Here is a 13,614-nt window from a genome sequence, read left to right on the forward strand (position 1 = left end):
ACAGATGGGCGGAGTGTCGCATTATGCGCATTTCGCTTCGATCCAGCAGGATGTGCGCCGGATCGCGTTGTGTGCCGGAAGGGGCTTCCCGATGAGTGCTGCTCAGCCGTCTGTTCACGGTTTCGTGCCCACGCGGGGGCGTGGCTACCACCCGGGACAGGTGGACCACGAGGTCGCCACGCTGTCGCGGGTCCGTGACGACGCGTGGGAACGCGCGGCCCGCCTCACCGTCCTCGCCAAGCGCATGGAGGGCGAGGCGGCGCTGCTGCGGGAGCGGGTCGAGGAGGTGCTGGCGCGGGGGCCGCAGACGTACGAGTCGCTGGGTGGCCGGGCCCCGCAGATCATGACGCTGACCGCCGACGAGGGCGACCGGGTGCGGGCGGAGGCCCGTGAGGAGGCCAGGGCGGTGATCGACACGGCCAGGGCGGAGGGCCGGGAGGCCAAGGAGGCGGCGCGGGAGGCGTCGGAGGCGGTACGGGCGGAGGCGGAGGCGTACGCGCGTGACGTGCTCGGCGCGGCCCAGGCGCTGGCCGACACCGAACGCGTCGAGGCGCGGCGCGAGGCGAAGGCGTGGCGGGGGGAGGCGCTGGAGGAGTTGCGGGAGATGCGCCGCCGGACGCAGGCGGTGGTGGAGGGCCTGGAGAAGGGCCACGCGGAACGGCTCGCGGCGACGGAGCGGGAGATGACCGCGCGGGCGGCGGAGTGGGAGGTCCGTACGGCGGAACTCTCCGCGTACGCGCAGGCGGAGCTGACGGAGGCACAGCGCGCGTTCTCCGAGGCGGGCGAACGGGCCCGCCACGGCCAGGAGAACGCGCAGGCGAGGGCGGCGGAACTGCTGTCGGCGGCGGCGGCCTCGGCGGACCGGACGCTGCGGGAGGCGGAGGGGGTGGCGCGGTCGCACGCGACGGCGGGGGAGGAGATGCAGGCACACATGGCACTGGTCCGCAACGCTCTTGCTTCGCTGACGGGGCGGGCGGCGGCGGAGGGGTGAGGGGGGTGGGTGGGTTCAGACCGAGGGGTAGTCGGGTGTGGCCGGTCTTGTGTTGGGCGACGTGGGGCCGCCCCTTGCGGTTGAGTGTCGCGGTTTCGGGTCGGGCGTCAAGGGCGCTCCTGCGTCGCGTCGCTGCGCGATGACCTGCGGTCACCCTTGACTCCCGCCCCGAAACCGCAAGTGAAGGCTGAGGGGGGCGGCCCGGGGGAAGGTCCCCCGGGGGGCTTGTTTGTTGTTGGGGTTTCGTCGCGGGCCCCGGCTTTCGGCGGGGTTTTGCGCCCCACTTGAATGGGGCGGTGGCGGGCTGGTTCGGCGGCCGCCAGGCCGTCTGTTGGTGGGTGTGCAGGCACCGTGTCTGAGATCCGTGGTCAGCTGCGGGGCCAGGGGAGGTTTCCCTCATCCCGGCGGCCAATATGCACCATTTGCTCAGGTCTTGAGGCCCGCTGGGGGCCTCTCTCGCCGGGTGTTGTGTCCTGTGTTTCATTAAGGGGCTCTGAGAGCACACAACCCACCGAAACGGGCCCGACGACCGCCCCGGCGGGCGGCATCCGCCCCACCACCCACCCGGCTCGGGTGTGGTGCTTGCGTGCGGGCCGGTGGGTGCCAGCTGGCCGCCGGGACTGCCCACCACCCCACCCCCCGCAGACCATATGCCCCATTTGCCCAGGCTTTGAGGCCTCCTGCGGGCCTCTCCTCCCCGGTCTTGTGTCCTGCGTTTCGTTAACGGGCTCCCAGAGCACACAACCCGCCGAAACAGGCCGGACGGCCGCCTCCCCCCGTCACATCCGCCCCCCCACCACCCACTCACCACAGACACGGTGCTTGCGCACCGGCCAACGGACGGCCCGCCAGCCGCCGAACTGAGACCAACTGCCCCATTCAAGTCGTGCGCAACACCCCGCCGAAAGCCGAGGCCCGCGACGAAACCCCAACCGCATCCGGGCATTACCGGGGGACCTTCCCCCGGGCCGCCCCCCCAGCCTTCCCTTGCGGGGCCGGGCCGGGGGTCAAGGGTGAAGCGCAGCGCAATCGGCGCAGCCGACGCTCCGCAGGAGCGCCCTTGACGCCCGGACCGGACCCGCGACACTCAACAGCAAGGGGCGGCCCCACGCCACACAACACAAGACCGGCCACACCCGACTACCCCTCGGCCCGAACCTCAGCCAAGTGGAGCCTTCCGCCTACGGCCCATCCATCGCTTGGACCTCTGTCAGGCCCACCGTCAGGGCCAGTGTGATCGCCGTGAGTCTGGGGGTGAAGTCGACCACCGCGTGGGCGAGTTCCGGGCGTTCCGCGTAGAGCTCCGCGAGGGTTTGCGGGGGGTGGGCGAACTGCCACAGCGACGCCGCCTGGACGCTCACGGCGCCGATCAGTCTCCTTGCCGCGTCGGGTCCCAGTGACGGCAGGAAGCGCGTCGCCGTCGTGGCGAGTTCGTCGAGCGCGGCCAGGGTGGTCAGTTTGAACGACAGGACCGCCTCGCGGGAGACGTTGCGCTCCAGGTTCAGTGCGGCATGGGCGAGAAGGTCGCAGAACAGGGGCTGATCGACCAGGGTCCCGGACAGCACGTCCGCCAGGGTGGCCGCCGTACCCGGCGTCCCGTCCGCACCCGGCGTCCCGTCCGCACCCGGCGTCGCACCCGCACCCGTACCGCTAGCTGCCCCTGCCCCTGTCCCCGTCCCCACCCCCGCCAACCGCTCGCCCACCGCCCCCGCCCACCGCGTCCAGCCCTCCGCCGTGAGTCGCAGGTAGATCTCCTCGCGCGTCTCGAAGTAGCGCAGGACCGCCGATTTGTTGATGCCCGCCTCAGCCGCGATGTCCGTGAGTGTGACCTCCCGTACGCCCTTGCGCAGCCCCAGGACCCGGGCCGCTTCCATGATCGATGCCGCTCGCAGTTCCTTGTTCTCGGGGCTGCGGGCGCGCTGGAAGGCGGGAGGCTGGCCGTTCATACCTCAAAGTTAACACAACGGCGTTCTCTTGTTATCGGAACGCCGTTGCGTTAACTTTGAGGCATGAACACAAAGACCTGGCTCATCACCGGCAGTTCTCAGGGCCTCGGCAGGGCGGTGGCCGAGGAAGTGCTCGCCGCCGGCCAGAACGTCGTGGCCACCGCGCGGAACCCGGACGTGCTGCGCGACCTGGCCGACAAGTACGGCGATCAGGTCCTGCTCCAGCGGCTCGACGTGACCGACTTCGGCCAGGCCGAGGAGGCGGTACGTGCGGCGGTGGACACCTTCGGCCACCTCGACGTGGTCGTGAACAACGCGGGATACGCCGACATGATCCCCTTCGAGGAGATCACCCTGGACAACTTCCGGGCCCAGGTGGAGACGATCTTCTTCGGCACCGTCCACGTGTCGAAGGCCGCCGTCCCCGTCTTCCGGAAGCAGGGCTCCGGTCACTTCATCCAGGTCGCCTCGATCGGCGGGCGCGGCACCGCCCCCGGCCTCTCCGCCTACCAGAGCGCCAAGTTCGCGATGGAAGGCTTCTCCGGCGTGCTCAACGACGAGCTGAGCCCCCTGGGCATCAAGGTCACCCTCGCCGAGCCCGGCCTGATGCGTACCAACTGGTCGGGACCGTCCATGAGGATCCCCCCGCACGGAGAGGCGTACGCGCCCACCATCGGCGCCATCGCCGACCGCCTCCGGAGCATGCGGGGCAAGGAACCGGTCGACCCGGCCAGGATCGGCCGGGTGTTCCTCCAGGTGGTGGAGATGGACGAGCCGCCGCTGCACCTGGTGCTCGGCAGGGCCGCCGTGGACATGAACGCGGCGACCATGGCCGGGCTGGTGGCCGGCGACACGCGGTGGGCGGAGCTGGGCCGCTCGGTGGACTTCGACTGAGCCGCATCGCCCCCAGACGCCGGCTACTCGTCCGGGAGGACCGGGAACACGCGCGGCGCTATGAACAGCAGGACCAGCACGCACAGCACCGCCGCCCCCGCCGCGCCCACGAACACGTGGTCCACCGCCGCGTCCACCGCCCGGCGCAGGTACTCCTCCGACGACGCGCTCAGCGACCCGGGGTGGCTCAGCGCGGTGGAGACCCCGTCCAGGTCGCCGGGCAACCCCGGCCCCGCCCCGGAACCCGCGCCCGCCGCGAGGCGCGACGCCAGGACCCCGTTCGCCACCGCCCCGAACACCGCCGCCCCCACGCTCTGCCCGATCTGGCGGTTGAAGAGGATCGACGCGGTCGCCGTACCCCGCTCCGCCCAGCCCACTGACGACTGGACCCCGATGATCAGGGGGAGTTGGAAGAGTCCCAGCCCCGCCCCGAGGACCAGCATGATCAGCGCCGGCTGCCACGCCTGCCCGGGAAAGGGGAGCAGCGGGAACGCGAGCAGGACCGCCAGCGCGACCGACATCCCGACGATCGCGGTCCTGCGGAAGCCGATCCGGTTGTACACGCGGTTCGACAGCGCCGCGCTCACCGGCCAGCTCAGCGTCATCGCGGACAGGACGAAGCCCGCCGCGATCGGCCCGAGTCCGAGGACGGACTGCGCGTACGTCGGCAGGAAGACCGTCGGTGCGACGATCAGCAGCCCCAGCGCGCCGAGCGCCAGATTGACCGCCGCGATCGTGCGGCGCTTCCACACCCAGCCCGGGATGATCGGGTCCGCCGCCCTGCGTTCGATCACGACGGTCAGGCAGGCCAGTGCCACCGCGCCCGCCAGCAGCCCCAGGGAGGGTACGGAGACCCAGGGCCACGCCACCCCGCCCTGGACCAGCGCGGTGAGCAGCAGCGTCGCGGTGGCGAAGACCGCGAGCGAGCCCGCCCAGTCGACGCGGGGGCGCGGTACGGCGGCGGTCCTGGCCGGTTCGTGCAGGTGGCGGACGATGAGCCAGAGCGCCACCGCCCCCACGGGCAGGTTGACGATGAAGATCCACCGCCAGTCCACGTACCCCGCGAACAACCCGCCGACCAGCGGCCCCGCCACCGACGACGTCGCCCAGACGGTGGACAGTTTGGCCTGGATCTTGGGGCGTTCCTTGAGGGGGTAGAGGTCGGCCGCGACGGTCTGCACCGTGCCCTGGAGCGCGCCGCCGCCGAGGCCCTGGACGACGCGGAAGGCGATGAGGGCTGCCATGTTCCAGGCGCTCGCGCAGAGCAGTGAGCCGATGAGGAAGATGATGATGCCCGCGATCAGGACGGGCTTGCGGCCGAGGGTGTCGGAGAGTTTCCCGTACACCGGCAGGGTGACCGTCACGGCGAGCAGGTAGCCGGAGAACAGCCAGGAGAAGACGGAGAAGCCGCCGAGGTCGCCGACGATCTGCGGAACGGCGGTCGCGACGATCGTGCCGTCCAGGGCCGCGAGCGCCATGCTCAGCATCAGCGCCGCGACGACGGGGCCGCGCCCGCGGGGAGTTGCGGGGGCGGCTTCGGTTATCGCCTCGGTGTCCTCGGTGCCGCCGCTGCTCACAAGATCCCTTCCCTATGCACGTATGTGCTCCGGGACACCTTCTCACCCGCACCCACGCGGCGGCAGGGCGCGGTCCGCCCACGCCGGGGCCCATTCCGTCTCGGTGGCAGCGTCGGTCAAGATCGTCGCGCACGGCAAGAACGTGACCACCGTCTTCGTCACCCACGCGCACGGAGACCACTTCTTCGGCGCCCCCTCGATCTTGGAACGCTTCCCGCGGGCGAAGCTGGTGGCGACGCCCGGCGTTGTCGCGTACATGGGCGCGCAGTGGGGCCCCAAGTGGTTCGACGCCTTCTGGGACCCGCGCTTCCCCGGCCAGATCTCCGGCCAACACGTCGTTGCCCAGCCGCTTCAGGACGACACGATCGAGCTGGAGGGCGAACAGCTCCACGCGATTGAACTCGGACACACCGACACCGACGGCACCAGCGCGCTGCATGTCCCCTCGCTCGGACTTGTCGTGGCGGGGGACGCTGTTTACGGGCAGGTCCACATGTACCTCGCCGAGTCGAAGGGGAACGCGCGCGACAGCTGGCTCAACGCCTTGGACGTCGTTGAGGAACTCGCTCCGACGGCTGTGGTGTCCGGGCACAAGCGGGAGGGAGATCCCGACAGCCCGGAGGACATCGCCCGGACCCGTCGCTACATCCAGGACTTCTCGGCGGCGGTGGAGAAGGCGAACGACTACAGCGATCTGTACGAAGCGATGGTCACGCTCTACCCGGAACACGTGAACCGCGGGGTGCTCTGGAACTCCGCGAAGGGTGCCATGGCGTAGCGCGAGCAGTTCGGGTGCACGTCGGTGCACGTCGGTGCACGTCGGTGCACGTCAGAGCACGTCGGTGCACTTCCGCGTACCGGGCCGGGACCGGGACCGGGGCCAGGGCCAGGGTCAGGGTTGAGCCCGGGTCCCGGTCCTCTCGTCCCCTAGGGGCTCCTCCTTACTTCTGGCCAGGGGCCTGTCCTTCCGGTGGAGGACGCGTGGAGAGTGCCGTGCTCTTTAGCTTGTACTTACGGCAACCGCGGCCGCCGGTACGGGGGGCGGCCGCACCCGGGGGGTGGGGAAAACCCCCTGGCCAAGACACCGCCGCGCACCAGGGTGCGGGCGGGCGTCGGCCGACAGACTCAGAGCACATCCGGGGACCCCGTCGCGCCGACCGCGACGGAGGTATCGACTGACTTAGGAGAATGACCGTGACAACGGCTGCAACCATCCCCAGGCACGGGGGCACTGGAGGGCGTACGGCCGTCGCGGCGCGAGCGCGGCAGGTCGTCAAGGCGTACGGGGCGGGCGAGACCCGCGTCGTGGCGCTCGACCACGTCGATGTGGACGTCGCCCGGGGGGAGTTCACGGCGATCATGGGGCCTTCGGGCTCGGGCAAGTCCACGCTGATGCACTGCCTCGCCGGGCTCGACACGGTGACCTCGGGGGAGATCCACCTCGACGAGACCGAGATAACGAAGCTCAAGGACAAGCGCCTGACGCAGCTGCGCCGGGACCGGATCGGCTTCATCTTCCAGGCGTTCAACCTCCTGCCGACGCTCAACGCGCTGGAGAACATCACGCTGCCGATGGACATCGCCGGCCGCAAGCCGGACGCCGAGTGGCTCCGGAAGGTGGTGGAGACGGTGGGCCTGGCCGACCGGCTCAAGCACCGGCCCACCCAGCTGTCCGGCGGTCAGCAGCAGCGGGTCGCGGTGGCCAGGGCGCTCGCCGCCCGCCCCGAGATCATCTTCGGCGACGAGCCGACCGGGAACCTGGACTCGCGGGCGGGCGCCGAGGTACTGGGCTTCCTGCGCCGGTCGGTGGACGACCTGGGCCAGACGATCGTGATGGTCACGCACGACCCGGTCGCCGCGTCCTACGCGGACCGCGTGCTGTACCTCGCGGACGGCCGGATCGTGGACGAGATGTTCCGCCCGACGGCCGAGGCCGTACTGGACCGGATGAAGGACTTCGACGCGCGGGGGCGGACGTCGTGACCGTGGTCAAGACCTCGATGCGCAACTTCTTCGCGCACAAGGGGCGGATGGCGCTGTCGGCCGTCGCGGTCCTGCTGTCGGTGGCGTTCGTCTCCGGCACGCTCGTCTTCACAGACACGATGAACACGACGTTCGACAAGCTCTTCGCCGTCAGCTCGCCCGACGTGACGGTGAGCCCCAAGTCCTCCGGTGGCGAAGGCGGCCAGCCCGGCACCGGCAAGCCCGAGACCCTGCCCGGCTCCACCGTCGCGCGGGTGGGCGCGGTGGCCGGGGTGAAGTCCGTCGAGGGCGCGGTCAGCAGCCAGAGCGTGACCGTCGTCAACGCGGAGAACAAGAACGTCGGTGCCACGACCGGCGCGCCGACGTTTGTCGGCAACTGGACCCGTAACGACCTCCGTTCGATGGAGATCACCTCGGGCCACGCGCCGCGTGGTCCTACGGAGGCGATGATCGACGCCGACACCGCCGACAAGCACCACATCAAGATCGGTGACGAGCTGCGCGCGATCGCCGTCACGGGGAACTTCACCAAGAAGATCACCGGCATCGCCGCCTTCAAGGTCACCAACCCGGGCGCGACGGTCCTCTACCTGGACACGGCGACCGCCCAGCGTGAACTGCTCGGCGCCCCCGGCCTGTTCACCCAGCTGTACGTCACCGCCGACGCGGGCGTCAGCGACACGAAGCTCAAGCAGGACGTGGCGGCGGCGCTGGGAGCGGGGACGGCGGGGCCGTACAAGCTCCAGACGCAGAAGGAGGCCGCCGACGCGAACCGTTCGGACGTCGGGTCCTTCCTGGACGTGATGAAGTACGCGATGCTCGGCTTCGCCGGGATCGCCTTCCTCGTCGGCATCTTCCTCATCGTCAACACCTTCTCGATGCTGGTCGCCCAGCGCACCCGCGAGATCGGCCTGATGCGGGCGCTCGGCTCCAGCCGCAAGCAGATCAACCGCTCGGTGCTTTTCGAGGCCGTCCTGCTCGGGGTGTTCGGCTCGGTAGCCGGGGTGGCGGCCGGGGTGGGGCTGGCCGTCGGGCTGATGAAGCTGATGTCGGCCACCGGCCTGGAACTGTCCACCGGCGACCTGACCGTGAAGTGGACGACCCCGGCGATCGGGCTCGTGCTGGGCGTGGTGGTCACGGTCGTGGCCGCGTACATCCCGGCCCGGCGGGCCGCGCGGATCTCCCCGATGGCCGCGCTGCGCGACGCCGGGACCCCCGCGGACGGACGGGCCGGCCTGCTCAGGGCGGTCCTCGGGCTGCTGCTCACGGCGGCGGGCGGTCTGTCCCTCGTCGTGGCGACGCGCGCCGACGAGGCGGCGGAGGGTTCGCTGTTCCTCGGCGTGGGTGTGGTCTTCACGCTGATCGGGTTCGTGGTGATCGGCCCGCTGCTGGCGGGCGGTCTGGTACGGGTGCTCAGCGCAGTGCTGCTGCGGGTGTTCGGCCCGGTCGGCCGGCTGGCGGAGCGCAACGCGCTGCGCAATCCCCGCCGTACGGGAGCCACGGGCGCCGCGCTGATGATCGGCCTCGCGCTGGTGGCGTGCCTCTCGGTGGTCGGCTCCTCGATGGTCGCCTCGGCCACCGACGAGCTGGACAAGTCGGTCGGCGCGGACTTCATCATCGAGCCCTCCGTACCGAACGTACCGATCGTGCCGAAGGCGCAGGAAGCGCTGGAGCGTACGCCCGGCATCGAACACGTCACCCAGTACCGGATGGTCGACGCCAAGCTGACCTCTCCGGACGGGAGGGCGGAGGACGAGGGTCTGATCGCCGCCGACCCGACGTACGCGCAGGATGTGCGCCGGGAGACCGTCTCGGGAGAACTGGCGGCGGCGTACGGCAAGGACGCCATGTCCGTCGGCGAGGCCTATGCCAAGGACCACGGCATCAAGGTCGGCGACACGATCAAGGTCGCGTTCAAGGCCGGTGAGACGGCAAAGCTCAAGGTCGCGGTGATCACGTCGGACGACACGACCATCGACAAGGGCGTGATGTACATCAACCTGACGACCGCCGAGAAGTACGTGCCGGCCGACAAGATGCCGAAGAACATGATCATGTTCGCGGCGGCGCAGGACGGCAAGGAGAAGGAGGCGTACGCGGCCCTCAAGAAGTCGCTCGCGGAGTACCCGCAGTACACGGTGCAGAACCAGACCGACTTCAAGCAGGACCTCAAGGACCAGATCAGCCAGCTGCTCAACATCGTGTACGGCCTGCTGGGCCTGGCGATCGTGGTCGCGGTGCTGGGCGTGGTGAACACCCTGGCGCTGTCGGTGGTCGAGCGCACCCGCGAGATCGGCCTCCTGCGGGCGATCGGCCTCTCGCGGCGCCAGCTGCGCCGCATGATCCGCCTGGAGTCGGTGGTGATCGCCGTCTTCGGCGCGCTGCTGGGCCTGGGCCTGGGCCTCGGCTGGGGCACGGCGGCCCAGAAGCTCCTGGCCCTGGAGGGCCTGGGGGTCCTGGAAATCCCGTGGCCGACGATAGCGGGCGTCTTCGTGGCCTCGGCCTTCGTGGGCCTGTTCGCGGCCCTGGTCCCGGCGTTCCGGGCGGGCCGGATGAACGTACTGAACGCGATCGCGAGCGACTAGGGGGGTTGGGGTGCCGGGGGTGCCGGGGGTGCGAGTGGTGCCGGTGGTGCCAGGGGGGTATCCCCGCATCTCCGGCCTCCCGGGTCTCCCCTCATCCCCGGACGGCCGGTGGGCCGCGATAGCGTACGGGTCTCCGGCCCCGGTGGGCGTCCTCCAACGCCCACCGGGGCCGGACTTGTGGGCTGTTCAAGCGACGCGACGCGCATCACAGCGGCTGAGTTCGACCATTTCGCCGAGGTTCAGGGCGACGGGTAGTTGCAGCGCTCGGGTTCGGGCCGAGGGGTAGTCGGGTGTGGCCGGGTTGTGTTGGTCGGCGTGGGGCCGCCCTGGTTGTTGATTGTCGCGGGGCCGGGGCGGGCGTCAAGGGCGCTCCTGCGTCGCGTCGGCTTCGCCGATGACCTTCGGTCACCCTTGACCCCCGCCCCGTCCCCGCTAGGGAAGGCCGAGGGGGGCGGCCCGGGGGAAGGTCCCCCGGTAATGCCGGGATGCGGTTGGGGTTTCGTCGCGGGCCGCGCCTCTCGGCGGGGCTTTGCGCCCTACTTGAATGGGGCGGTGGCGAGTCGTCTCGGCGGCCAACCACCGTCCGTTTGCCGGCGTGCAGGCACCGTGTCTGAGATCCGTGGTCAGCTGCGGGGCCAGGCGGGGCTTCCTCCACCCCGGCGGCCAATATGCCCCATTTGCCTAGGTCTTGAGGCCCGTTGGGGGCCTCTCCCGCTGGGTCTTGTGTCCTGTGTTTCATCAAGGGGCTCTCAAAGCACACAACCCACCGAAACGAGCCCGATGACCACCCCAGCAGGCGGCATCCGCCCCACCACTCGCCCGGCCCGGGTGTGGTGCTTGCGTGCGGGCCGGTGGGTGCCAGCCGGCCGCCGGGACTGCCCACCCCCATCCCCAGCAGGCCATATGCCCCATTTGCCCAGGCTTTGAGGGCTCCTGCGGGCCCTTCCTCCCCGGTCTTGTGTTCTGTGTTTCGTTAATGGGCTCTCAGAGCACACAACCCGCCGAAACAGGCCCGACGAGCCGCCTCCCCCCGCCACATCCGCCCCACCACCCACTCACCACAGACACGGTGCTTGCACACCGGCAAACAGACGGCCCGCCAGCCGCCGAGCCGACCCGCCACCGCCCCATTCAAGCCGTGCGCAACACCCCGCCGAAAGCCGAGGCCCGCGACGAAACCCCAACCGCATCCGGGCATTACCGGGGGACCTTCCCCCGGGCCGCCCCCCCCAGCCTTCCCTTGCGGGGCCGGGCCGGGGGTCAAGGGTGAAGCGCAGCGCAATCGGCGAAGCCGACGCTCCGCAGGAGCGCCCTTGACGCCCGGACCGGACCCGCGACACTCAACAGCAAGGGGCGGCCCCACGTTGCACACAACAACCCGGCCACACCCGACTACCCCTCGGTCTGAACCGACGGCCATCTCGGGCCCGTTGTCGCGTCTCCGCACCACACATACTGACCGCCGGACTCCACCGTCATGCCGTAGTCGTACAGGCTGGGGCTGCCCATGGCCGACCAGATGTCCCACGCCCCCTCCAGCTCATCGGCCAAGCGGCGCGATCCGCCCTGATGTGCCACCGTGCCGCCGCCATCACCGCCACCGCCCACGGCGGACAGGGTTGCCCAGGACCCCAACCCAGCCCCGGACCCGCTCTCGTCGTGCAGCCACGCGTTCAGGCCGTCGTCGTCCTCCGCCGTGGTGATCCGGACGTCCGGCAGGGCGACCCGCAACGCGAACCGTAGATGGACATCCGCCCGCAACGGTCCCAGGTCCCTGGTCATCGGTCGTTCGGTCTCGGCGGGGGCCGTTCCCCGTACCTGATCGAAAGTCCGCCCCGGACCGGCGGTCCCCCGCGCGGACATGAACTGGGCGAGTCCCTGCACCCAACCCGTCGCCGACCTACTGTCCTCGGCCACCGTCAGCGCGACATGCCCCAGCCGACCCCACGGGGTCACGATCCTGCCGCCCGGCCGGGTCTGTGCCACCCAGGCCCACGGGACCCGATCGACCGCGTACGTGGCCATCACCCGGTCGTACGGCGCCCCCGCCGGCCACCCCGCGCCACCGTCACCCACCACGACCCGTACCCCGCCTGCCGCACCGCCCGCCCCGGCGAGGCGTTCCCGTGCCCGTACCGCCAAGCCCGGATCCACCTCGACGCTGGTCACCAGCTCGCCCCCCGCCCTCCACGCGAGCAGCGCGGCGTTCCGGCCGGTGCCGGTGCCCAGTTCCAGGACCCGGTGGCCCGGCTCCAGCAGGAGCGAGTCCAGCATGTCGACCACTACCGCCTCGCACGACAGGCTGGAAGACGGGAGCCCGTCGGTGACCTGGGTGACAGCGGCGTCGTTCGGATCCCCGTACACCTCCGCCGACCACCCGTCGGGGTCGCCGTCCCGGTCCACAGGAACGTACACGCGGCCGTCCCAACGCCACAGCCGGTCCGGCGCGAAGAGGTGGCGCGGTACGGCGTCCACAGCCGAGCGGATCCAGGGAGACCGATCGGGCCAGTCGCCACGCCGATCCATCTCCGCCGCCAGGCTGCGACGCCACTCATCCCATGAGTCCACTGAGTCCACGCGTTCCTACTTCTTGTGCTTGCCGTCGGGCTCAGGTGCTTTCGGCACCTGCCCGTCGGAGTTCCCTGGCGGCGGTGTGCCCTGCCCGGGCTGCGGCGGTGGCTTCTCGTGTTTGGCCATCGTGCCTCCTTCATCAGCATTGTGTGACGCTGTTTCAGGATGGCGTCGGCGGCGCCCGCCGTTCCACCACCTTGCATCGGCTTGCACGCCAACTCGCCTGCTTGGCGTTCGCATTGACGCAACTTCGGCTTACCTTCAGAGGGCGACGGGAGCCAAGTGCACAGACAGCGGGAGGCTGAGAATGTCCCTGAAGTTCATCGGAATCGATCCTGACACCGATCGTGATCACTGCCCCACGGTGTGGGTGGACCCCGAGGCGCGTGAAATCCTCTTGCAGGGCTGGAAGCCCGACCCCGCGACAGCGGCGGAGTGTGACGCGACCAGCCCGGCGAACGGACCCGTGCCGGACAGCGAAGCGATCATCAGGATTCCTGCCCGTATGGCGCCCATGATCAGAGAGGCGTGCGATGCCGTCGAACGCGCCGAGTTTCGGTGAACTGCTGCGGCAGTGCCGGAGATCGGCCTTGCACTTGGAAATGCGGGACACCTACGCGACCACGGAGCGATTCGACGCGTGGAAGCGAGGGGAGCGGATCGACTGGGCTGATCGGGGGTCGTGGTGGCACCCGTACGATCAGTTGATCGCCGACAGCGTGGCCCGGGGCGTCGTGATCCGTCGCGCGCGCATCGTCTCCGAGCCGGTGAGTGAATACATCCGCTGGGAGCACTACGTCACGCATGGCAATGTCGTGGCCGGGGAGGAAGTGCGCTGGCTGCCACGCCGGCTGGCCAACGGAATCCCGCTGCCCGCCAATGACTTCTGGGCCTTCGACGAATCCATGCTCCGCGTGCACCACTTCTCCGGCGATGGAGAGGTGGTCGAGGATGAACTCACCAACGCCCCCGACACGGTGGGACTCTGTGTAGCCGCCTTCGAGAGCGTGTGGGAACGTGCCATCCCGCACCAGGACTACAAGATCTGAACGAACGGCCGGCCCGCC

At 70.2% G+C, this 13,614-nt stretch carries 10 protein-coding genes; 7 read left to right on the forward strand and 3 right to left on the reverse strand.

From position 1 onward, the window contains the following. Nucleotides 1–91: 91 nt before the first annotated feature. A complete protein-coding gene (locus ACIO1C_RS20780; RefSeq protein WP_401865614.1) occupies nucleotides 92–991 on the forward strand; it encodes a cellulose-binding protein in 900 nt (299 codons plus the stop codon). A gap of 1,181 nt (nucleotides 992–2,172) precedes the next feature. Here ACIO1C_RS20780 and ACIO1C_RS20785 read toward each other — a convergent pair. After that, complete coding sequence (locus ACIO1C_RS20785; RefSeq protein ID WP_401865616.1) at nucleotides 2,173–2,937, reverse strand: TetR/AcrR family transcriptional regulator; 765 nt, start codon at nucleotides 2,935–2,937, stop codon at nucleotides 2,173–2,175. 63 nt (nucleotides 2,938–3,000) lie between these two features. On the opposite strand from ACIO1C_RS20785, the gene ACIO1C_RS20790 reads away from it, so the two are divergent. Then, on the forward strand, nucleotides 3,001–3,831 hold the full coding sequence (locus ACIO1C_RS20790; RefSeq protein ID WP_401865618.1) for an SDR family NAD(P)-dependent oxidoreductase: 831 nt from the start codon (nucleotides 3,001–3,003) through the stop codon (nucleotides 3,829–3,831). 23 nt (nucleotides 3,832–3,854) lie between these two features. Here ACIO1C_RS20790 and ACIO1C_RS20795 read toward each other — a convergent pair whose 3' ends face one another. Then, nucleotides 3,855–5,408, reverse strand: a complete 1,554-nt coding sequence (locus tag ACIO1C_RS20795) for an MFS transporter (RefSeq protein ID WP_401865620.1) — start codon at nucleotides 5,406–5,408, stop codon at nucleotides 3,855–3,857. 103 nt (nucleotides 5,409–5,511) lie between these two features. Between ACIO1C_RS20795 and ACIO1C_RS20800 the strand changes: the two genes are divergently transcribed. The 3 genes from ACIO1C_RS20800 to ACIO1C_RS20810 all read left to right on the forward strand — a co-directional run bounded on the left by ACIO1C_RS20800 (nucleotide 5,512) and on the right by ACIO1C_RS20810 (nucleotide 9,976). Continuing rightward, a complete protein-coding gene (locus ACIO1C_RS20800; RefSeq protein ID WP_401865622.1) occupies nucleotides 5,512–6,186 on the forward strand; it encodes an MBL fold metallo-hydrolase in 675 nt (224 codons plus the stop codon). A 416-nt stretch (nucleotides 6,187–6,602) separates the two neighbouring features. After that, on the forward strand, nucleotides 6,603–7,391 hold the full coding sequence (locus ACIO1C_RS20805; RefSeq protein WP_167032315.1) for an ABC transporter ATP-binding protein: 789 nt from the start codon (nucleotides 6,603–6,605) through the stop codon (nucleotides 7,389–7,391). After that, a complete protein-coding gene (locus tag ACIO1C_RS20810) occupies nucleotides 7,388–9,976 on the forward strand; it encodes an ABC transporter permease (RefSeq protein WP_401865624.1) in 2,589 nt (862 codons plus the stop codon). Before ACIO1C_RS20805 ends, ACIO1C_RS20810 begins: the two co-directional genes overlap by 4 nt. Nucleotides 9,977–11,368: 1,392 nt before the next feature. Here the strand turns inward: ACIO1C_RS20810 and ACIO1C_RS20815 are convergent. After that, nucleotides 11,369–12,451, reverse strand: a complete 1,083-nt coding sequence (locus ACIO1C_RS20815) for a methyltransferase domain-containing protein (protein ID WP_401865626.1) — start codon at nucleotides 12,449–12,451, stop codon at nucleotides 11,369–11,371. Nucleotides 12,452–12,854: 403 nt separating this feature from the next. Between ACIO1C_RS20815 and ACIO1C_RS20820 the strand changes: the two genes are divergently transcribed. Both ACIO1C_RS20820 and ACIO1C_RS20825 read left to right on the forward strand, forming a co-directional pair. Next, nucleotides 12,855–13,109, forward strand: a complete 255-nt coding sequence (locus ACIO1C_RS20820; RefSeq protein WP_401865628.1) for a hypothetical protein — start codon at nucleotides 12,855–12,857, stop codon at nucleotides 13,107–13,109. Continuing rightward, entirely contained in the window at nucleotides 13,081–13,596 is a 516-nt protein-coding gene (locus ACIO1C_RS20825; protein ID WP_401865630.1) for a DUF6879 family protein, read from the forward strand. The genes ACIO1C_RS20820 and ACIO1C_RS20825 overlap by 29 nt, the downstream gene beginning before the upstream one ends. Nucleotides 13,597–13,614: the final 18 nt, after the last annotated feature.

The organism is Streptomyces sp. NPDC087420, from assembly GCF_044744165.1.
Lineage (GTDB): Bacteria > Actinomycetota > Actinomycetes > Streptomycetales > Streptomycetaceae > Streptomyces.